Source organism: Pseudodesulfovibrio sp. 7M6 (genome assembly GCF_050058625.1).
Taxonomy (GTDB): domain Bacteria; phylum Desulfobacterota; class Desulfovibrionia; order Desulfovibrionales; family Desulfovibrionaceae; genus Pseudodesulfovibrio; species Pseudodesulfovibrio salinus.
Map to the genome: position 1 here is coordinate 2,896,525 of NZ_CP188816.1, position 20,335 is coordinate 2,916,859.

The 20,335-nt window shown below is 55.9% G+C and carries 16 protein-coding genes, 2 pseudogenes and 1 riboswitch; of the genes and pseudogenes, 6 read left to right on the top strand and 12 right to left on the bottom strand.

All coding sequences use genetic code 11. The features are described from left to right. Positions 1-7 precede the first annotated feature (7 nt). From ACI0FG_RS13590 to ACI0FG_RS13605, 4 genes and pseudogenes are all read right to left on the bottom strand, one after another. Positions 8-1,801, bottom strand: a complete 1,794-nt coding sequence (locus ACI0FG_RS13590; RefSeq protein ID WP_419785540.1) for a ShlB/FhaC/HecB family hemolysin secretion/activation protein — start codon at positions 1,799-1,801, stop codon at positions 8-10. A 96-nt stretch (positions 1,802-1,897) separates the two neighbouring features. Further along, a riboswitch (cyclic di-GMP riboswitch) is annotated at positions 1,898-1,976 on the bottom strand. A gap of 661 nt (positions 1,977-2,637) precedes the next feature. Continuing rightward, positions 2,638-3,132 (bottom strand): hypothetical protein, encoded by a 495-nt coding sequence (locus ACI0FG_RS13595; RefSeq protein ID WP_419785541.1) that lies wholly within the window; start codon positions 3,130-3,132, stop codon positions 2,638-2,640. Positions 3,133-3,435: 303 nt separating this feature from the next. Next, positions 3,436-3,588, bottom strand: a pseudogene (locus tag ACI0FG_RS13600) (IS1595 family transposase); the annotation flags it as partial. 40 nt (positions 3,589-3,628) lie between these two features. Further along, positions 3,629-3,773 (bottom strand): annotated as a pseudogene (locus ACI0FG_RS13605) (IS1595 family transposase); the annotation flags it as partial. A 384-nt stretch (positions 3,774-4,157) separates the two neighbouring features. Between ACI0FG_RS13605 and ACI0FG_RS13610 the strand changes: the two are divergent. Continuing rightward, positions 4,158-6,077 carry a methyl-accepting chemotaxis protein gene (locus ACI0FG_RS13610; RefSeq protein ID WP_419785542.1) on the top strand — a complete coding sequence of 640 codons (1,920 nt, stop codon included), beginning with the start codon at positions 4,158-4,160 and terminating at the stop codon, positions 6,075-6,077. A 110-nt stretch (positions 6,078-6,187) separates the two neighbouring features. Here ACI0FG_RS13610 and larB read toward each other — a convergent pair whose 3' ends face one another. The 5 genes from larB to ACI0FG_RS13635 form a co-directional block, all read right to left on the bottom strand. Further along, positions 6,188-6,937: a nickel pincer cofactor biosynthesis protein LarB gene (gene larB, locus ACI0FG_RS13615; RefSeq protein ID WP_419785543.1), complete on the bottom strand. Its 750-nt coding sequence runs from the start codon at positions 6,935-6,937 to the stop codon at positions 6,188-6,190. Between the two features lie 8 nt (positions 6,938-6,945). Next, positions 6,946-7,776, bottom strand: a complete 831-nt coding sequence (gene larE / locus ACI0FG_RS13620; RefSeq protein WP_419785544.1) for an ATP-dependent sacrificial sulfur transferase LarE — start codon at positions 7,774-7,776, stop codon at positions 6,946-6,948. A 2-nt stretch (positions 7,777-7,778) separates the two neighbouring features. Further along, a complete protein-coding gene (gene larC, locus ACI0FG_RS13625; RefSeq protein WP_419785545.1) occupies positions 7,779-9,188 on the bottom strand; it encodes a nickel pincer cofactor biosynthesis protein LarC in 1,410 nt (469 codons plus the stop codon). A gap of 80 nt (positions 9,189-9,268) precedes the next feature. Next, a complete protein-coding gene (locus tag ACI0FG_RS13630) occupies positions 9,269-10,414 on the bottom strand; it encodes an aldo/keto reductase (RefSeq protein ID WP_419785546.1) in 1,146 nt (381 codons plus the stop codon). A gap of 187 nt (positions 10,415-10,601) precedes the next feature. Then, positions 10,602-11,060, bottom strand: coding sequence for a hypothetical protein (locus ACI0FG_RS13635; protein ID WP_419785547.1), 459 nt, complete (start codon positions 11,058-11,060; stop codon positions 10,602-10,604). Positions 11,061-11,174: 114 nt separating this feature from the next. Between ACI0FG_RS13635 and ACI0FG_RS13640 the strand changes: the two genes are divergently transcribed. Together ACI0FG_RS13640 and ACI0FG_RS13645 are read left to right on the top strand one after the other, a co-directional pair. Beyond that, positions 11,175-11,573 (top strand): response regulator, encoded by a 399-nt coding sequence (locus ACI0FG_RS13640; RefSeq protein ID WP_419785548.1) that lies wholly within the window; start codon positions 11,175-11,177, stop codon positions 11,571-11,573. Next, entirely contained in the window at positions 11,570-12,475 is a 906-nt protein-coding gene (locus ACI0FG_RS13645) for a response regulator (protein ID WP_419785549.1), read from the top strand. The genes ACI0FG_RS13640 and ACI0FG_RS13645 overlap by 4 nt, the downstream gene beginning before the upstream one ends. A gap of 59 nt (positions 12,476-12,534) precedes the next feature. Here ACI0FG_RS13645 and ACI0FG_RS13650 read toward each other — a convergent pair whose 3' ends face one another. Both ACI0FG_RS13650 and ACI0FG_RS13655 read right to left on the bottom strand, forming a co-directional pair. Next, positions 12,535-14,172 (bottom strand): mechanosensitive ion channel family protein, encoded by a 1,638-nt coding sequence (locus tag ACI0FG_RS13650; protein WP_419785550.1) that lies wholly within the window; start codon positions 14,170-14,172, stop codon positions 12,535-12,537. Positions 14,173-14,291: 119 nt separating this feature from the next. Beyond that, positions 14,292-15,581 carry a CBS domain-containing protein gene (locus tag ACI0FG_RS13655; protein WP_419785551.1) on the bottom strand — a complete coding sequence of 430 codons (1,290 nt, stop codon included), beginning with the start codon at positions 15,579-15,581 and terminating at the stop codon, positions 14,292-14,294. Positions 15,582-15,887: 306 nt separating this feature from the next. Between ACI0FG_RS13655 and ACI0FG_RS13660 the strand changes: the two genes are divergently transcribed. After that, the gene (locus ACI0FG_RS13660) at positions 15,888-17,492 is read left to right on the top strand and encodes a methyl-accepting chemotaxis protein (RefSeq protein WP_419785552.1); all 1,605 of its coding nucleotides are present in this window, start codon (positions 15,888-15,890) and stop codon (positions 17,490-17,492) included. A 175-nt stretch (positions 17,493-17,667) separates the two neighbouring features. On the opposite strand, the gene ACI0FG_RS13665 is transcribed toward ACI0FG_RS13660, so the two are convergent. Then, positions 17,668-18,513, bottom strand: coding sequence for a LysR substrate-binding domain-containing protein (locus tag ACI0FG_RS13665; protein WP_419785553.1), 846 nt, complete (start codon positions 18,511-18,513; stop codon positions 17,668-17,670). On the opposite strand from ACI0FG_RS13665, the gene ACI0FG_RS13670 reads away from it, so the two are divergent. Together ACI0FG_RS13670 and ACI0FG_RS13675 are read left to right on the top strand one after the other, a co-directional pair. Continuing rightward, entirely contained in the window at positions 18,512-19,222 is a 711-nt protein-coding gene (locus ACI0FG_RS13670; protein ID WP_419785554.1) for a flavodoxin family protein, read from the top strand. The two genes, ACI0FG_RS13665 and ACI0FG_RS13670, sit on opposite strands and share 2 nt — an antisense overlap. Positions 19,223-19,383: 161 nt before the next feature. Further along, positions 19,384-20,229: a hypothetical protein gene (locus tag ACI0FG_RS13675; RefSeq protein WP_419785555.1), complete on the top strand. Its 846-nt coding sequence runs from the start codon at positions 19,384-19,386 to the stop codon at positions 20,227-20,229. The last annotated feature ends 106 nt before the right edge of the window (positions 20,230-20,335 follow it).

Genomic DNA, 20,335 nt, shown 5'->3' on the forward strand with positions numbered 1-20,335 from the left:
AATCCGCCTAGAAGGAATATTTGAGGGAAGTATAAAATTCGAGGTCGCTGTGCTTCAGGAAGGTAGGAGCCGAAATGGGCCGGGACACAGCCAGGTCCAGCAGAAGCCGTCCGCCAGAAGTGCGTAGGCCGACAACAGCGCCCTGCAATGAGCCCTGCTCCTCATCCTCTTTGGGATCGCGCCGGATGTAGCCAGCATCATACCCGGCATAGAACTGAAGGGAGCCGAACCAGTCGGCCGCGAATGGAGACTTCATCTGGTCGGCCGGAATGTTCAGCGCCAGTTCGTTGCGGACATAGCCGCCGATATCGCCGCTCAGGCTGTCGTCATGAAAACCGCGCACCGTGTATCGGCTGCCGATGCTGATACGCTCGGCGCTATACAGGGTGTGCGGAGCCCATTGCCCGGAGACCTGGGTACTCCAGGAGAAATCGGTTCCCTGGACTTGAAAGGGACGGTAAAAACTCCCGTAATATGTGATTTTACTGAACTGGTTGCGCGGGGTGTCCAGAGAGGGGGTGCGATCACGCTTTGCGCCAAGGATCGGGACACCTTGGCTGATGCCGAGCTGGACCGTGGCTACACCGCCGAGGATGCGTCGATTGTGCCCCAGCGTGGCCCCAAGGGACGACAAGAGGTGGCTGGTGGCGTCCAACCGTTCCCCGTTGAAATAATTTCGGATATTACGATGCGTCAGGGAGAGTGCCAGAGAGGTCTTGCCGTTGCTGTCCCGCTGGATCACCCTGTCCGCCGTCAGTGACGTCGTGGTCGTGTCACCATAGGAACTGTAGTCCATGCCGCCGCCAAAGATATTGGTGCGGTAATCATAGTAACTGAGGGAACCGGAGAAGGTCCAATAACCGACCGGCACGGAGTAGAAGGCGTTCCAGGTGGCGCTCCGCTGGTGCTCGTCGTTCATCCATGCCTGGGCGTCGCCGTTCAGCGTCACGCTGAGCAGATCGTTGATTCCAAGCAGATTGTCCTTGCCCAGCGAAAGCACATATTGGCTGCGACCGGTGGAGTCCTGCCCGGAATTATCCAACCCGGCCGAAAACCGCCAGGTGCGATCGCGCTTGTTGGAAACCATGACTCGACTGGTCCCGGGAGTGCTGCCCGGTGCCAGTTCCATCTTGACGCTGTTGGAAGGAAGCCGGTTCATCTGATCCAGCCCCTGCTCGATATCACGCAGGTTCAGATACTTGCCCGACAGCCCCGGAAACGCCCCCTTCAGCTCACGCGAACTTTCCTGACCATCCTTGGACTCGATGCCCTCCACTTTGCCTTCGACCACCAACAGGACCAGCTTGCCGGTGGAAAAATCCTGCTCCGGGACGGCCACACGGGTGGTGACATACCCCTTGTCCACATAGGCATTGGTCACGTCGCGGACAAGGTTGTTCACATCGGCCAAGGTCAGACATTTCCCAATGTACGGGCCGATCAACTTCGCAATTTCCCGCTGCGAAAGCAATGTAGCACCCGAAAGTTCAATGGACTTGGCCTCGAAACACGGAGCGCCAGGTTCTGACTTGGGACCTTTGGGAAGTCGCTGCTCTTCACCTGAGGGCGGCCTCTGCAATTCCTTCAGATGCTGACGTTGCAGCTCCTGCCGCCGCTGCTCCTCCTGCATCTGAATCTGCTGCTGTTGCCGAATAGCTTCATCCACGGGAGCGCTCAAGGCGCTCCCGGGAAAAACACCGCTGGCAAACGCCAGAAATATCCCGACCAATATCCCCCGAAAGGCAACGCCCCTGACCGTGCGCAACAGCACGGACAGGAATCCTCCCATCGCATTACGCATGATACAACCCTCAAACGACAAAAAGGCGAAGCCAATTAGCCGTCACATTAACCAACCAGGGGAATAAGGAGATAATGGAACGTTGACGTTGTTCCACCCGGCAACCCGGCTATCTCGACAGCGAGACCCGTAGGCTTTCCGTCTCCACCTCACGATGGATTTGGCTTTGTGGATAAAGATTATCGGCGACGCCCCCCTGGGGAGCACCAAATCTTTTTTGAATTTTGTGCTGACTTGCTCTCTAATTATTAAAGCGTCAATAACATTGACATATCTAATAACGATTCCCAAAAGCACCAATATTACTCTATATAGCATCCCAACAACGAGCGCATTCCATCTCAAACATATGTGAGTTTTATTTTAGCTGGAATTAGGACTTAAACAGCGCAGGCTCGGAATAACCACCATATTACTTAAATTTGAATGCAAAATGGTGAGTGAGCTTTTTTACTTAACAACTTTATTACTCACCCACAGGATTTGTGGGTGAGTAATAAAGTTGTTGAGTCAAACCGCCCCGATTGCCATGAACTTGGCAACCGGGGCGGTTTTTATGGTAAGGAGGGCATCAGCGAAAGCTAAAGCAAGGCGGAGGTAGACATGAGAATAAAGACCTCATCGGAATGCTCCACACACACTCCCGCAAGATCAAGATATCGGCAGTGATCGTCCTAGCAAAAAAAAAGTGGGCAGACGACGATTTCCGCGCTGGATCACATGGTGTGGTTCCTCGGGGACAACAATTCGGGCGACACGGGGCATGGGAAACGATTATTGAGTATTCGGTTACGCGTCAATAATTAGGTGACTGTCACCATATTTCAAATATATCTTTATAAATAGCATTTTATTTCTATATCACGGTAAAAAGGCAAATCACTTTTGATATCACTAATATCTCTCTCACATTTATATAGCGCAACACAATCGTACTTTTTCAATCTTTTATCAACCGGAAGCGGCCGAACATAATATTCACTATTATCATTTCTAAATAGCTGTGGCCTATCTCTGTAAATATAGAGCGATGGTGGGGTGTTACCACTATCAAAAACAAAATTAGGGATATCTATTGCCAAGTCAAATCCGTAATCTACCCAAAAATTATGCCTTTGAACGAGTGCAATACTTAAAAACACGACTACGTCAGTTACTCCCTTTTCGAGAATATATTTATTCGTGCATACAACCAATTTAATACAATCGTCGTAAATGTTATTCCATTCATCTTTTTTGATAAACTGATTAACATGATCATTGTAATTACAATCACTCTGATCTAGGGCACAAAGCCGATCATCAATCCTTTTCTTAAGTAAATCATTCATTGGGAATTCTCCATCCATTATTTTCCAGCCACTTTTTTTCCCTATTAGTCAATTCCCTACCCCCATGTTTCCATGTACCATCATTATTAATCGCATTACCGTCATCAAAATGGACATGAGGCTTTTCGCCAGGTAACTTTCCTTTATCAACACGTATGACGCTAGAAGGGGCCTGTCCAGTTTTCCTTTGCTGATCCATTTGGTTGGGAGAAGTTTGTACCTGAGTAGTAACGCCATTGTTTTTGGGGCTGTACCAGATAATTAGCCCACATGCTTCTTATCCCACTGTTTCAGCTGTTTAAACTAACTTTGTGGATTTGAATTGTTAAAACGCCACTCACATTCCTTTAAAGATAGAGGGAAATTCGTGGTCGGGATGCCGTTAAATTTCCTCATTTGACGCTTGGCCAGGTTCCAAAAAATCTCAATTCCATTGATATGGCTTTGCTTGTCAGCAATCACCTGTGTGTTACCTTTCATAGGCCTCTTCTATGGCTATGATTTCCCGGAGCCGATGAAAATAGAAGACGGCTGTTTTGACATTCACTCCAACCAGATCGGCGACACAACGAGCCGTGGTGCCAGCCACAAAATGCTCAATCAATCGGAGCTGTTTTTTGACTCAAACGACTTTTTCGCATTGCCTACCGATAACCCAGAGGAATTATCTGGTACGGCCCCTTTAAAAAACGCCCTGCCAATATCCGCCTTATCATCTCAATAACTTTGAATTTTCATCGAATACCCCTTCCTAGCTCCTACATATTTGTGGCCTCACAACTTATAATGGCTTGAAATGTATTTCCGTATATGAAAAATTAATTTTTTCATTTGTATGACAGCCTGACTTTATAGATGTAGGTGGATACGATTTGAAAATATGAGGAGGTTGCCTTGGTCATCGCCACAGAAAAGAGGAAAGCAGGGACAAGAGGCTGGATGACTGCGGGGCGGATTTGCAGGCGAGAAGATTGGAAGTTCCGTTGTTTCAGATATCAGGAATACCTTGAGCTAAAGGGGATTGTATGCGTTCACTGACTGCTAAATTTCTCATTCCATCCATGTTGTTGATTCTGGTGTGTATGGCGGGCCTGTCCTCGGTTACCTATCATAAGTCGTCAAATCTGGCGGAAGAAGGTGCCGTGGGCCTCAACAATGCAAAACTGACGTCCGTCATATCTCTCATCGAAACATGGTGTGGCGGAGTGGACCGGGTGCTGAACCTGGCCGTCAATCTGGATGTCATCAAGGATGCCGCCGATGAATCGACCTCGAATGAAGAGATTCTGCGACAGGCAACCAAAGTTTTGAAAAGAACCATTGAAAACAGCCCGATAATGGGCCGTATGCACCTCTTCAACGCCAAGGGCGTGGTGGTGGCCAGCATTGATCCCAAGACCGTGGGCAGCGATTATTCCAAGCGGCCATACTATGCGGAGGCAATGGCCTCGACGGGGACCTATTTCTCCCATCCGCTGGTCAGCAGCAAAACACACATGCCCGTTGTTCTGGCCATTCACACGGTTCGCCGAAACGGAAAGGCCATCGGCATGGTGATGTTCAATATCCGTGTGGATGATTTTGCCAAACAATTCATCGACAAAATCAAGGTCGCCAAGACAGGCTTTATCTACATCACGGACAACAACGGCCTTGTTTTGGCCCACAAGGATGCCAAACTTATCTGCAAGGCGAACATCTTCAAGGATTTCGAATGGGGCAAACAGATCGCCGGGAAGACCTCCGGCTCCGTTGTTTACGAAGCGGACGGAGCCAAGCAGCTGGTCTACTTCCAAAAATCGGACAAATTGGGCTGGCTGGTCTACTCCACCGCTCCCTTCAGTGATTTCTACAGCGAGTCCATCAGCCTGACATGGTTCATCATCATCTCATCCATTTCCATCATCATAATTCTGGGCCTCGGCATCTTCTTCATTCTCCGCTTCAATGTCCTGGCTCCGCTTGTAAAAATCAAAGATACGACCACCGAGATAGCCGAAGGAAATCTGAATGTCTTCCTTGAGTTGAACCAGAAGGACGAGATCGGCATTCTGGCCAGCGCACTCAACAAGATGGCGGAACGATTGGGAGAAGTGGTCAGCAAGGCGAAAGGCATTGCCATGGATGTATCCACGGGCAGCAATTCGCTGAGTGATGCGGCCGCCTCGCTCTCTCAGGGAGCTTCCCAGCAGGCTGCGTCCATCGAGGAAATGTCCGCGTCACTGGAGCAGATAGGCGCGAGCATCAGCCAGAATTCGCAGAACGCGCACCAGACCGATGCCATAGCAACCAAGTCGGCCCAGGTTGCGGAAGAAGGTGGTGCCGCCGTCAGCCAGACCGTTGTGGCCATGAGCGACATTGCCGAAAAGATCACCATCATTGAGGAAATAGCACGCCAGACCAACCTTCTGGCCCTGAACGCGGCCATCGAGGCCGCCCGGGCGGGCGAGCACGGCAAGGGCTTTGCCGTGGTTGCGGCGGAAGTCCGCAAGCTGGCGGAACGAAGCGGCGCGGCCGCCTCGGAGATCAGCGAGCTCTCAGCCTCAAGCGTTGCCGTGGCGAAAAAGGCTGGTTCCATGTTGACCGAAATGCTGCCGGACATCAGGCAGACGGCCGAGTTGGTCCAAGCTATTTCCGCCACAAGCAGCGAGCAAAATGAGGGAGCAAGGCAGGTCAACACCGCCGTACAGGGGTTGAATTCCGTCACCCAGCAAAACGCGGCCGCATCGGAAGAGGTCTCTTCCACTGCCGATGACCTGGCCTCCCACGCAAGCTCCCTGGAAAAGGCCTTTGCCTATTTCCGCCTCAACGACGGCGGCAATAGCGTCCGGCCAAGGGAAAGAAGAGAGATCAAGAAGAGCCGGAAGAAGCCCGCTGCAAGCCGCACGGCTCCGAAAGCCCTGGCTGCTCCATATGAGGATGACGACGAGTTTGAACGCTTCTAGCAAGCTGACTATACAAGACAAAAAGGGGTCCCAATGGGACCCCTTTTTGTCTTGGCGGAATTCAGGGACTTGGTCCGATTTAAAACCAGATCCCATGAAACACCACGGGCCTATTCCCCGAGATTATTGATCTTGCAGGCGGCGCAGGCGGCACCGAAGCCGTTGTCGATGTTGACCACCGTGACGCCGCTGGCGCAGGAGGTAAGCATACCGAGCAGCGCGGAGAGGCCGGAGAATGATGCTCCATAGCCGACCGAGGTGGGCACGGCCACGATGGGCTGGGAAACCAGACCGCCGATGACGCTCGCCAAGGCGCCCTCCATCCCGGCTATGACCACGATCACCCGCGCCTCGCGGATATCCTTCAGCCGGTCGAGCAATCGATGAATCCCGGCCACACCGACATCAGAAATGACAAAGGCATGGCTGCCGAGCATTTCGCAGGTGGCCCTCGCCTCTTCCGCCACCGGCAGGTCCGAAGTCCCGGCCGTGACAATGGCAATCTTGCCCTCGCGATAGGCGATGGGTTCGCAGACCATCGACAGGGTGCGGCCCATGGCGTTGTATCCCGCCGCCGGGCACACGGACTGCACATGCTCGGCCATCTCGGCCGAAACACGGGTGGCCAGGATATTCGCCCGGCCATTTACCTTGGAAAATATCTCACCGACCTGTTCCGGAGTCTTGCCCTCGCCATACACCACTTCCGGGAAACCGTTGCGCAGGGCGCGGTGCAGGTCGAACTTGGTATGGCCCAGATCCATATACGGCAGGTCGCGCAGCACGGCGCTCCCTTCATCCACAGAGACCTTGCCGTCGCGAATGTCGGCCAGCAAGGCGTTCAAAGCATCATTCGTCATTTATCCTGTTACTCCTTGGAGTCGGCGTCGCTCACCGGCTCGTTCAGGCTCCCCATGCGGTAACCCCGCAGGTCCACGGCCACATGGCGGTAGCCCAATTCCCTGAGGCGGGCGTCGATGACGCTCCTGACCTCGGGAGCCAGCAGCCCTGAAATGGCATCCGCCGGCAGTTCGATGCGCGCCAGATCGCCATGGCTGCGCAGGCGCACGGCCGGAAAACCCTGCGACCGTAAAAAATCCTCCCCGGTATCGATGCGGGCAAGCTCCGTCTCGTCCACGGTCACCCCATGGGGCAGACGGGTGAGGAGACAGGCTCCGGCGGGCTTGTTCCAGGTCATCAGGCCATGCTCCCGCGACAGGTCGCGGATATCCTGCTTGGTCAGCCCGGCATCAATGAGCGGGCTGCGGACGTCCAGCTCCCGCACGGCCTTGAATCCCGGCCGGTAGTCGTCCAGATCATCCATGTTGCTGCCGTCGATGACGAACGCGCTCCCTTCCTCCTTCGCGATGCTGCGCAGCTTGCCGAACAGGGATCGCTTGCACAGATAGCACCGCTCGGGCGGATTCTCCCGAATGGCATCGGGGATGGGCATTTCCACCAGCCGGTGGCTGGCACCCATTGCTTCGGCAATCCGCCGGGCACCGGCAATCTCAGCCTTGGGAGAATAGGGGGTGACCAACGAGACCGCCAGGGCACCGTCACCCAGCGCCTGATACGCGGCATGAAGCAGCAGGGTACTGTCCACACCGCCGGAAAAGGCCACGACAACCCGTTTCATGCTCGCGATTTCGGAAACAAGTACCTGATATTGTTCCTTTTGCAAATCCGTCAACGCCATATCTACTCCCGGTCCGCGTCGTTCACCAGCGCGCTCACCTCGGCCAGCGGCAGATTTTCCCGTCTGGCTATGGCCCGGCATTCTTCATACTCCGGCTTGGACCGGATGACCTTTCCGTCCAGCAGGGCCCGCTTGACGGTCACAGGCCCGTACACCGTCTCCACCGTGTCCATTCGCCGCTCCAACTCGGTCTTTTCCAACAACATGGACTTCACACCGAGGGTGGCGGTGTGGCGGAACAGCAGCGTCTTGAACCGGGCCTCGTCCTCTTCGCCGCACAGCAGCGAGATCATGATGGCCGGACGGTTCTTCTTCATGATGATGGACGTGAAATGGACATCCATTGCGCCCTGCTCCATAAACAGTTCCATGACGTCGCCCAGCTGTTCGCCGGTCATGTCGTCCACATTGCATTGCAGCAGCCGGGCCGTGCGCACGCGGCCCATGTCCCGGACCTCGGCGAGATGGACGCGCAGCATGTTTGGCAGTTCCGTTTCCCGGTGGCCGATGCCGTAAGCGGTTTGCGTGACCACCATAGCCGGCTTTGCCGTAAACTGATCGACAAGCGCCGCAAGAATGGCCGCGCCCGTAGGCGTGGTGGCCTCGTGGTCCGTGCCGCCCCGGGTGGTCGGCACACCATGCAGGATGGCCGCCGTGGCCGGAGCGGGCACCGGCATGACGCCGTGAGCGCAACGGACGAATCCGCCCCCCAGCTCAACGGGGGAAGCCCAGACGCCTCCCACGTCCAGCTTGTGCAGGCAAATAGCCGCTCCCACGATATCCACGATGGAGTCCGTGGCACCGACTTCATGGAAATGAACCTCATCCACGGACTTGCCGTGCACCTTGGCCTCGGCCTCGGCCACCTTACGAAAGATGCGCAGGCTGGTCTCCTTCACCGCTTCGGCCAGAGAGCTGGACAGGATGATCTCGCGGATGTCCGCAAAGCTGCGATGCGGACCGTGCACATGACCACCCCCGGCATGATCGTGCCCATGGTCATGGCCGTGGTGATGCGCATGTTCGTGCCCGTGGTCATGGCCGTGCTCATGCTCGCGCTCGTGCTCGTGGTCATGATGGTGGTCGTGGTCGTGGTCGCCATGGTGGTCGTGATGGTGCTTGTGGTCGTCGTGATGGTGGTCATGGTCATGCGCTTCGTGCGCGTGTTCATGCCCATGTGCGGCAGGAGCATGGTCGTGGTCATGCGGTTCGGCGGCAAGGCGGACATCCACGCGGGTGCCGTAAATCCCGTTGCGGACGTCACGGCTGACCACGAGCTCAAATTCATCGCCGAGGCCGAGCTTGTCCAACTCGGACCGGAGGTAATCCGGCTCAACACCAAGGTCTATCATGGCAGCCAGGTTCATATCGCCGCTGATTCCGGCAAAGCAATCGTAATAGATTATATTCATTGTCATTCCATTATTTTTTGACCGTGTTGAGTTCCGCCGCTGCCGCATACGCGTTGCCGGGACAATCCCAGGCAACACCCCTATACTTCCATTTCAGCGACGACCCGTTTCAGGACCTCTGGAATCTCTATCCCCTGGGGACACTTTTCCAGGCACTGGCCGCACTCCACACATTGGGAGGCAAAACCGGGCTCGCGCTTCAACAGAGCGCCGGAGTTGAATATGTTATACAACCGCTTGGCTTCCAGGCTGTCGAACATATGAAGTTTGTTGAAGAAATCAAAACAGGTTGGGATCTGCACCCCGGCCGGACACGGCAGGCAATAGCCACAACCGGTGCAGCCCACCTGCATGAGCTTCCGGTAGGTGTCGGCCACCAGCCCGATGAGGTCAAGCTCCTTGCCGCTCAACGAACCCGGCTCGGCCTCGGCGGCCACCGCCATGTTCTCGCGAACCTGCTGCCCATCGTTCATGCCGGAGAGGACCACGGTCACTTCGGGATGATTCCAGACCCAGCGCAATCCCCATTCCGCAGGCGTCCGTTTCGTATCGGCCTGCGCCCAGATGTCCGCAATGGCTTTGGGAGCTGTGGGGAGGGCAAGGTTGCCGCCCCGCAGGGGTTCCATGATGACGACGCCAATATCCTTGGAGGCAGCATACTCAAGCCCCTTTATGCCTGCCTGAAAATCGGTATCCAGATAATTGTACTGAATCTGGCAGAATACCCAGGGGTAAGAATCAATGATGGACTGGAAGTCCTCGGAATGGCCGTGAAAGGAGAAACCGGAATTGACGATGCGCCCGTCCGCCATGGCCTTGTCCAGAAAATCCCCGCAACCGAGGTCGCGGATGGTCTTCCAGGACTGGCCGGAAAGGGCATGGATCAGATAATAGTCGATATGATCCATTCCCAGGCGTTCCAGCTGGGCATTGAGGAACTTGTCCATGTCCTCGCGCGATTCGACCAGCCAGGTCGGAAGCTTGGTGGCGACCTTGACCTTTTCCCGGTACCCGTCCTTCAGCGCCTTGCCCAGCAGCGGCTCGCTCTCGCCGTCGTGGTAGGGCCAGGCGGTATCCAGGTAGTTGACGCCGTTGTCTATGGCGCTGCGAATCTGGGCGATGGCCCGGTCTTCGTCGATATGGCCGTCAGTCATGGGGAGGCGCATACAGCCGAACCCCAGGGCGGAAAGCTTATCGCCGTTTTTCGGCATGGTTCTGTAAAGCAATGGTATATCCTTGGCTGGACGTTTAAACAGGCCGGGGCCATCCACCGGCAGTCCCGCAAAATACGCAGTGATATGGATCGGGACAATACTCATTTCTGGGCGAATTTTGCCCGATCCTCCAGCGATCCGGCTACGGTAATAATGGAACAATGGAGCACCTGAAGTCCCGTATCACGCGAGGAAGGCGTTACCCCGGTGTTGTGGCACAGTCCCGGAAGGCGAGTAAAGGATTTCTCCCAGTATTCGTTGTTGCACAAATATTACCGCAGAACACGACGGAACCAACCGAAAGACAATTCAATGATTTCAGAGCGCAACCTGATTGTTCGTCACTTCTTTCCACCGTACACCGCCGCGCATCCCCCTTCATGTCCCTGTTTCGTTTCTTACCCGTAAGAACGACCACCCCGCCGGAGCAAAGAAATTCCACTTGACTCAAACCGTCTTCTGAACCAAGGAGGGCGCGACGCGGAACGACTTGATTACGAATTTGCGACATCGAATACGACGATTCAAAAACAAGTTCTTCAATTAAACCGACATAATACATCAAATTCCGTACTACATCCGCCTGATCTTGATTTTCCCGGGAGTCGTCGATAATGGGACTCAACCGCACGATAATCCGATGCAATAATTGTATCATTTAGGATTAACATCCATCGACTACCGCTCTCCGCATCCCTCACAAAAGACGAAGCGGTACGTAAAAAGGGCGAAAGCGATCAGAAAGACGAGCACCTGGAGATAAGAAAACAGCATGAAGATTCTGGTAGCCGAAGACGAATACGTCAGCAGATACACCCTCACAACCCAACTGATCCCCTACGGAGAAGTGGATGTGGCCGTTAACGGCCTTGAAAGCGTGCAGGCGGTCAAGGCCGCGCTTGATGAGGGAGAGGCGTACGATCTCATATTCATGGACATCATCATGCCGGAAATGGACGGGCTGGAAGCGACCAAAAAAATCCGGGAGCTCGAAAGAGAGTACGGCATCGCTCCCAAGGATGAAGCGAAAATCATCATGACCTCAGCACTACGCGATGCCAAGACCGTTATCCGGGCATATCACGACGGCCAGGCAACCGAGTACCTGCCCAAACCCTGGAAAGCGGCCACGATCCACCATACCCTCTCCAGAATAGAGGGGGCCCGGTGACGGGCTGCGATTTCGATCTCGCTATCCTGATAGAGGAATTCGTGGCCGAGTCGGACGAATGCCTGGACCGGGCCATCGATGATGTTCTCTGCCTGGAGCAGGGACCGGACCAGGAGGCCATCGACAGTCTCTTCCGAACCGCACACACCCTCAAGGGCTCTGCGGCTATATTGAACTTCACCGCCCTGGCCGATTTTCTTCATTCCTTTGAGGACGTCTGCGCGGACATTCGCTCCGGCAAACGCACGGTGGAACGGCATACGGCGGATAACCTGCTCCGGTGCCTGGACGTCATCCGTGCGCAATTGAACAGCATCCGCGCAACCCACCAGGAAGCCGACGACACGGCCCTTGCCGCAGCGTGCCTGAACGCACTGCGTCAAAATGAATGCACGCCTTCCCCTGTCTCTTCCCTTCGGCAGGAAGCATTGCCCGATTCCGTCGGTCAACCAGTTGCCTGGGACTCGGAGAGCCTGTTTTCCCGCATCAAGACCGTCAAGATAGGTAAGACGCTGATAGTGGAAAACGACTTCGCGGCCCGGAAGCCCCTCTTTTCCTTTCTCTCCAAATTCACGACCTGCCATGTGGCAAAGGACGGCAGCGAGGCCATCCAGGCCGTGACCGAAAGTTACATGGGGGAGAATCCGGAGCCGTTCTCGCTGATCATCATGGACGTCATAATGCCCTTCATCGGCGGATTGCAGGCTTCGCGAGCCATACGCGCACTGGAGCGGGCCAAGGGGACGCCTCCCGAAGCCATGGCAAAACTGTTCATCGCCACGGCCCTGGACGATCCCGCGACACGGCACGCCGCCCTGCACGAATGCGAGGCCGACGCCTACATTACCAAACCCATTGATCTGTCCGAACTGGCGGAGCTTATCATCCGGCACTTTGCCTGACCGGAAAGCCCATGGCAGCTCCTCAGAACGAAGCTGCCGTGTAAAGCCCGGGAAACCGCCTAGCACTCCGCCTTGTGGATGTGGATATCCCGCTGCGGGAAGGGAATGGAAATGCCTTTCTCGTTGAACGCGTGGTAAATTTCCTTGCACAGCGTATGCACGAGCCGTCCACGGTCCTGAGGGCAAGCCGCCCAGCAGAGCAGTTCGAAATCAAGGGCCGAATCGCCGAAGGCGCGAAACCGCACCCGCGGCTCAGGAGTGGCAACCGCCAGTTCATTTCTGTCTGCCAGATCCATGAGTGTGGACTCCACCAGTTCGATATCCGAACCGTAGGCGACACCGATCTTGACCCGGACCCGGAAGGAAGAATGGGGCATGCTCTGGTTGACGACCTTGGCGTTGGTGATAAGGGAATTCGGAATGGAAATAAGGATGTCGTCCCGCGTCAGGAGCCGGGTACTGCGCATACCCACAGCCTTTACCTCACCCCGCTCCCCGCTCTCCAAAACAATATAGTCCCCCGCGCGGAACGGCCGGTCCAGAAAAATGGAGATGCCGCCGAAAAAGTTGGCCAGCGTTTCCCTCGCGGCCAGGGCCACGGCCACGCCGGCAATACCGGCGGAGGCGAAGATGGCTGTTACAGGGATGCCGAAATGGCTGCCGACATTGTAGAAAAGGATGAAAAGCAGACAGAAGGTGACCAGCCGACACATGAGTTTGACCACGTCGGCGTCCAGAGCCTCTTCCTTGATTTTTGCGGAACTGATGATCATGCGCATGGCAATACTGCCTGCATTGATGATAGCCACGCCTGCAAATATCGCAAAGGAAGCGCCAAGTCCCACAGTCAGATAGCGAAGGATGTCGCCGGTAATGTTAATCTGTTCGACAGCGATGTACTTGATGAACGTGCACATGCCCATGGCGTACAGCGGGAATATCAACCGACCAGGATTGATGCTGCCTTGTTTTGCCCTGGCCTGACGCGACCGGTTCCACCGCCAGACAAGCCACACGGAAAAGCCGCAGAGGACAATGACCAACAAAAGGCCGCCCCACTGCCAGACCGCCTGTCCATGAATTCCCACGAGTGCCCATCCGGGCATCTGCTTCAAGAAACCGTCCGGGATCATCCAGCCGGATGAATAGATGTATTGTTCGTAAAAGCCGGTGTAGTTCTCGCCCTTGTCGCTTCGGTAGGGTAACGACTTTACCTCATTGTAGAACTCTTCCAGCTGATCAACCGTTCCGGCGGTAAAGAGAAAAGACCCCATGCGGGGACCGGTGGCCATTCTCTCGATGAAGATTTCCGTATGCGGAATGCGCCACCGCTCCATCTTGTTTTGTTTCAGATCATATCTATCAGGCACATGAGCCATGTCCGGCATCTCGATGCGGTCGAGAATTTCACGCATCATCAGCATGGATTCGATGCCCGCCTCTTTCCTCAGGGTCGGAGGCACCTGGCTGAGATCAAAACAGCGTATGGCCCGCTGCATGTATTCCCGCTCCAGATAAATATCTTCCTTGCTGGCCCTCGCAGCTTCATAAAGCTTGTCCGTATATGTGATAAAACTGTTTAATGTGGCCTGCGGACTGGATGTATCCGGCGGCTCCAGCGGGAAAATGGTGGAAGCTGAAGCAGGCAATGGCAAAAGAAACAGAAGTACCAGGGCAAAGAGGACACGACGCAGCATTTAATCTCCCGAAGGTTGCGATAATGTCTGTCTTATTGCATGTACTGAGCTTCGTGCCAAGGGCTGGATAATAAACTACCGGCGATGACCGGACTTTCTCCTGTCCCGCCTGAGAAAGGCTAAAATTCGTAGACCTGAAGCAGCAGGTCCGTTTTCGTCACCACGCCGACAAGTTTTCCGCCATCCACCACGGCGAGAATGCCTTCCCGTGCGTCGGCCATGAGCGTCACGGCCTCCCGACAGCCGGTATCCCTGTCCAGACGCGCAATGTTGCGACGGATGTATCCCTTGACCGGCACGTTGCCCCGGCCTGTATTCTCCGCCTTGCGGCACTCCTCGGCGGAAAGGCCGCCCACAAGTCCGGACTCGCCGAGAACGAGCAGACCGGAGACCTTGTTGTCCCGAATCAGTGCCGCCGCCTGCTCCATCGTGGCCAGTTCGTCCACCAGAAAACGCGACGGCAAAGACATGACATCGCCCACGCACACCTCGTCCTTGCATCCTCGGGAGACGAGCTCCCGCACCTGCCGGGCCGCTTCCTCCGGGCCTGTTCGCTTGATGATGGCAGAGCCCGCACCAGGATGTCCGCCGCCTCCCAGCGACCGCATGACCTGTCCAATATCGATGAATTTGGGCGAACCGCGTCCGATGACCATGCACTTCTGCGAGTCCGCCTGAAACACGCCGAAGGCAGCGTCCAATCCCTTGAGCCGACGGAAACGTTCCACAAGGCGAGCAAGGGAGGTGAGGCCGGATTTGATTTGCAGGGCGCAGAGTCCGACGGTCACGGCATCCACGCTGAAGGTCTCGGCCGCTTCCAACATCTGGGTATAGACCTCGGCGTGATCGTCGTCCACCGAGTCGTCCAGATAGGCGGCAACCACGTTCAGGTCCGCGCCGTTGTCGATGAGAAAGGCCACCATGGCCGCGTCCCTGCCCGTGACCGAAGGATAGGTCAGGCACCCGGTATCAGAATAGATGCCGAGCAGAAACAAGGTGGCGTGCATGGGCGACAGCGGAAGATCGCGCCGACTGATCTCTTCCAGCAACAACGTCACGGCCGCGCCCACCTCCTCCCGGTGGGTCTCTGCGCCTTCAATGTCACCGCCCTCCATGTGGTGGTCCCAGCAGATCACTTCCAGACCGTCCCTGGCGGCCAGGGCATCCATCTTGTCCAGTCGTTTCCAGCTGTTGGCATCCACCACAACCAGCGAGGACGCCTCGTCCAGGTCAAAACCACGCCGCGGCCCGATATGGAAGAGATCGGCGTGAATACCCATAAAACGCTTCACCTCAGGATTGACCATGCCGGGCAGCAATCCGAATGATCCGGGGTACAGCAGGGTACAGGCCACCATGGAGGCCAGGGCGTCGAAATCCGTTCCGGTGTGAGTGGTGATGATTCGCATGTGTTGCAAGTCCTCCAGCCAGGTTTGTCGTTACAACCTCCCGTTTATCATATCGGACACGCACCGCAATCCCGATCCGGACAGAGAAAATTCATTTCCCGAACCGGTTCGCTCCACCCGGTCCGGCGAGGTCCGAATCGCCATTGGCCGGTTGCATCCGAACAAATGCAAACGAATGCAGGCAAATACCCCGTTCAGGTTATAAAACCCACGCTCCATCTTCAAAGCCATCCTCGTTTTGTGGTATGAAATCAACGTAGAACCATCCCTAGGCATCCCAACAACGAACAAGCCCGGCAGGTCAGTATGCTACAAAACATCAGCGTCAAATTGAAAACAGTTATCCCGGCCCTCGCCGGGCCGGTGATCATTGCACTGGTGCTCGGAACACAGCAAATAAAGACCATTCATGACAAGAGCGAAGAAGCCCTGCTCATGCAGAGCAAGGCCATCGTCCTTATGGCCGAGGCGGCCCGAAACGAGATGAGCGCCAAGATCGAATCAGGCATCATCAAACCGTTCGATCAGATTCCCAACGACCAGGTCGTCAACGCGGTGCCAGTCATCACAGCCATTCGGATGGCCATGAAAAACGCGAAGGAAGCGGGATATGAATTCCGCGTTCCCAAGGAATCTCCACGCAATCCGAAAAACGAACCGACAGAGCTGGAAGCGAAGATTCTGGCCGAAATGAAGGCAACGAACAAGGACGAAGCCACCATCATCGACGCCGACCACATCCGCTATTTCAAGGCCATACGCCTCACTCAGGAATGCCTTTACTGCCACGGGAATCCAGCCGGAGAAAAGGACGTGACCGGGGGCGTCAAGGAAGGATGGAAAACCGGCCAAATCCATGGCGCATTCGAAATCATCAGTTCACTTGCCGCCGTCAAGGCGGACTCCAGAAACGCGGCAATATCCTTTTCGCTCTGGACGCTCCTGATCCTGGTCATCCTCGGGGTGATCGTGACCTGGGTGCTGCGTTCATCCGTGCTGCGCCCGCTGCTGGAAATCACAGCTCTGACCGGTTCCATGTCCGAAGGCCGCTTCGTGGGCGGAATAGCAAAAACCGCCGGTGATGAAATCGGCAAGGTCGGTAATTCCCTCAACATCATGATCGCCAGCCTCAGCGGGGTCATCCGAACCGTCACCGGGTCTGCCGAGGATGTCAGTATCGGCAGCCGCGAACTGGCCACGGCTGCCAACAGCGTGTCCGCCGGTGCGGAACAACAGGCCGCCAGCGTGGAGGAAATCTCCGCCAGCATGGATTCCATGACCCACAACATCACCAAAACGGCCCAGCACTCGGCGACAACAAAGGAGATTGCAGTAAAGACCGCCAACCATGCCGAAAGCAGCGGCAAGGCCCTGGTGGAGGGACTCAGTGTCCTCAAGGAAATAGCGGACAAGATTCAGGTCATCGAGGAAATAGCCCGGCAGACCAACCTGCTGGCCCTGAACGCGGCCATAGAGGCGGCCCGGGCGGGCGAGCACGGCAAGGGATTTGCCGTGGTGGCCTCCGAGGTCCGCCAACTCGCGGAAAAGAGCGGCAAAGCGGCGCAGGAAATCATTCATATATCTGAGGCAAGCGTGAAAGTGGCCGACGACGCGGGCAACCAGCTTGCCGAAATGATCCCCGAAATACAGCACACGGCGGAACTCATTGAAGAGATCGCCGCAGCCAGCTCCGTCCAGGACGAAACAGCGCGGCAGATCAACGAGGCGATCCGCCAGCTGGGCAGCGTGATCCACCAGAATGCGTCCGCGGCAGAGGAAATATCGGCCACGGCAAAGGGACTCGCCCAAAAATCCAAGCGGCTCACTGACGCCACGGACTTCTTCGATGTGGAAGACGAACCGGTGCTCTCCATGGCACAGGTCTGTCTGAAACAGGGGGAAGAGTCCTGACAGGTAAAGACATTAGTCCGGGCACCCTTGGCCCAAGGGTGCCCGACGAATTAAAAAAGGGCGCGCCGCCAAAGTTCTTAGGTAGAGGCCCGAACTACAGAGGCAAACGTCTCATGATGAAAAACCTGGGGCGCGGATCACCCGCCTATCCGCGCGACAATTCACGTATGGTCCTTCAATCGCAGTCTCGAAAAGCGGCAATGACATGCTCCGCAAAACATTTGACATGTACCGAAGCCGGGCCGCGCCCCATATGAAGCGCCATTTCCGACAGAGGCAGTTCCGGGAGCCCCTGCTCTGAGCCTATGGCCACAAGATCGGGCGGAACGGTCCGCTTGATGGCGGTGGCAACGGCCAACCCGGCTCGGGCCGCATCCAATACGCCCGACAATCCCTGGCTCACATACACTATGCGATAGGGAAGGCCTGCCTCGGCCAAGGCACGCAGCGTCCACTCCTGGAAAATACACCCTTCCTCCACAGCCAGGGGGATATAAGGCAGCCGCTTCAGATCGAATTCCGGGCTGGTCACCCAAACCAATGGTTCCCGGGCAATGACCTGCTCGCCTTCCTCCAGAGGAATGCACAGCCCGAGGTCCAACTCGCCGGCTTCAAGGGCGTTGCCTACCTTATCACTGGTTATACTCTGCATTCTGACCAGAACATCCGGGTAATTCCGGGAGAAGTCCACCAACAGCTTCGGCAAAACACCTATCGTATAATGCTCCGGGGCCCCGAAACGAATCACACCTTCCAGCTGTGCATTCTTCAGTGAAACCACGGCTTCATCATGCGAACGGACAAGGCTGCGAGCCAGACTCATGAGCAGCTTGCCATCCGAAGTCAGTCTGGCGGTTTTGCCGTCACGCACAAACAGCGGCCTGCCGACCTCATCCTCAAGCCGCTTGATCTGCATACTTACCGCGGACTGGGAGCGATTAACCTGCTCCGCAGCCCTGGTAAAACTTTGCGAAGTGGCTACCGCAATGAATGTCCGCAAATATTCGATGTTCAGTTGCATGATGATAATTTTTTTTGATCATTCTAATAAAAACGATTCGTTTCTATTTTCATCCTGGCTGATCTACATTGGCTTGTCAACGAGGATAGCACGCTTCAAAACACAACTTAACCAAGAGGAAACAATGAATATATTGACACTTCTCGGCAGCCCGAGGCCCAACGGAAACACGGCGACGGTACTAAAAACCATAGAAGCGGAATTCACCCGCAACGGCCATGCGGTGGAAAGAATAAATATACCGCAAAAAAAGATAAACGGGTGTCTTGGTTGCAACAAATGCCGACGTGCATCGGATGCAATCGGTTGCGTGCAACAGGATGACGCCACCGATGTTTTACAGAGAATGATCTCGGCGGACATGGTCCTGTTTGCCACCCCAGTATATTATTGGGGAATGACGGCACAACTCAAGGCGCTGGTGGACCGCACCAATGCGCTCATCACCAATTACGGCGAGCCGGACCAAACATCCCTGATCCGGGAAAAGCCGCTCGCCCTCATGGCCACGGGCGGCGGTGTGTATGAAAACAACATTCTGCTCTTCAAGGAATTTGATAAAATCGCAAAGGCCCTGCTGGCCGAAAACATTGGAGAACTTCATATAGGAGAATGCCTTACTCCCAAAGACATCACGCCGGAAACACTGGATATCGGGACAGATTTCGCAAGATCACTCCTCAAAAGGGTGGATGACATGCGGCAGTAGCATACAGCCCGGAAACGAATGAACAAGAAGGACCTTGACCCGATCGGCCACGGTCCTTCTTTCGTCTGACCGCCGGGACGCCCATGCAAAGGATTGGCAACAATATGAAACAGGTATAATTCCCATTCCAGAAAGGCCAACCTCCAACCAAAAGAAAGCCCATGTCCATATCTGTCATGACCGTGGTTCTGCTGGCCGCCCTGCTGCACGCCACCTGGAATTTCTTCGTCAAGAACACTGCCGACAAGCACCTGAGCATGACCGCCGTGGTCCTCGGCCACACGCCCTTTGCGGTCGCTGCCCTGTGCATCGCGCCCATGCCGGACATGGCCGCCCTGCCGTACATCCTGACCGGTGCCTTGCTCCATGTGGGCTACCAGCTCTTCCTCCTGAATTCCTATCGGCTGGGCGACCTGAGCCAGGTCTATCCCCTGGCGCGCGGTTCGGCCCCGCTCATCGTGGCCGGGGTATCCATCACCATGCTCGGGGTGCATCTGACTTCCATGGAGATCACTTCGGTGGCCGCCATCGCCACCGGCATCATGAGCCTGGTTCTGGTCCGGCGCAGCGACGGGCTGCGCAACGGACGGGCCGCCCTGCTCTCCCTGGCCACGGGCGGATTCATCGCCTCCTACTCCCTGGTGGACGGCCTCGGCGCACGCCTTGCAGGCACTTCGCTCGGCTTTTACGGCTGGCTGGCCATTGTGGATGCCCTGGTGCTGGCCGCATACATGCGCGCGGCCCATCCCGGCCTCGTTACCAGCGTAATCCGCCGCAACAAGGGGCTGGCCCTGCGCGGCGGCGGCGCTTCATTCCTGGCCTACGCCATGGTCACCTGGGCCTTCACCATGGCCCCTATCCCGCTTGTCACCGCCCTGCGCGAAACCAGCATCGTCTTCGCCCTGCTCTTCGGCGTGTTCTGCCTCAAGGAACGGCTGGACATCATGAAGGTCTTTGCCACGGCCTGCACCCTCACCGGCGTAGGGTTGCTGCGGCTCAACAAGTAGCAAGGAATTTTTGTGTTCGGGTTGATCCACCTCAGCTCTCCACAATGGCAACCGAACACAAGCGAATCAACTCCACACCGTACTTCCCGGCAGGTCGGACAGCTGG

Excerpts from the sequence above, each read along its gene's own strand:
- ACI0FG_RS13640 (WP_419785548.1), top strand. The coding sequence starts at position 11,175 with ATGAAGATTCTGGTAGCCGAAGACGAATACGTCAGCAGATACACCCTC.
- larC (WP_419785545.1), bottom strand. The coding sequence starts at position 9,188 with ATGAATATAATCTATTACGATTGCTTTGCCGGAATCAGCGGCGATATG.
- ACI0FG_RS13610 (WP_419785542.1), top strand. The coding sequence starts at position 4,158 with ATGCGTTCACTGACTGCTAAATTTCTCATTCCATCCATGTTGTTGATT.
- ACI0FG_RS13675 (WP_419785555.1), top strand. The coding sequence starts at position 19,384 with ATGTCCATATCTGTCATGACCGTGGTTCTGCTGGCCGCCCTGCTGCAC.
- ACI0FG_RS13590 (WP_419785540.1), bottom strand. The coding sequence starts at position 1,801 with ATGCGTAATGCGATGGGAGGATTCCTGTCCGTGCTGTTGCGCACGGTC.
- larE (WP_419785544.1), bottom strand. The coding sequence starts at position 7,776 with ATGGCGTTGACGGATTTGCAAAAGGAACAATATCAGGTACTTGTTTCC.
- ACI0FG_RS13650 (WP_419785550.1), bottom strand. The coding sequence starts at position 14,172 with ATGCTGCGTCGTGTCCTCTTTGCCCTGGTACTTCTGTTTCTTTTGCCA.
- larB (WP_419785543.1), bottom strand. The coding sequence starts at position 6,937 with ATGACGAATGATGCTTTGAACGCCTTGCTGGCCGACATTCGCGACGGC.
- ACI0FG_RS13635 (WP_419785547.1), bottom strand. The coding sequence starts at position 11,060 with ATGATACAATTATTGCATCGGATTATCGTGCGGTTGAGTCCCATTATC.
- ACI0FG_RS13660 (WP_419785552.1), top strand. The coding sequence starts at position 15,888 with ATGCTACAAAACATCAGCGTCAAATTGAAAACAGTTATCCCGGCCCTC.
- ACI0FG_RS13665 (WP_419785553.1), bottom strand. The coding sequence starts at position 18,513 with ATGCAACTGAACATCGAATATTTGCGGACATTCATTGCGGTAGCCACT.
- ACI0FG_RS13655 (WP_419785551.1), bottom strand. The coding sequence starts at position 15,581 with ATGCGAATCATCACCACTCACACCGGAACGGATTTCGACGCCCTGGCC.
- ACI0FG_RS13595 (WP_419785541.1), bottom strand. The coding sequence starts at position 3,132 with ATGAATGATTTACTTAAGAAAAGGATTGATGATCGGCTTTGTGCCCTA.
- ACI0FG_RS13670 (WP_419785554.1), top strand. The coding sequence starts at position 18,512 with ATGATGATAATTTTTTTTGATCATTCTAATAAAAACGATTCGTTTCTA.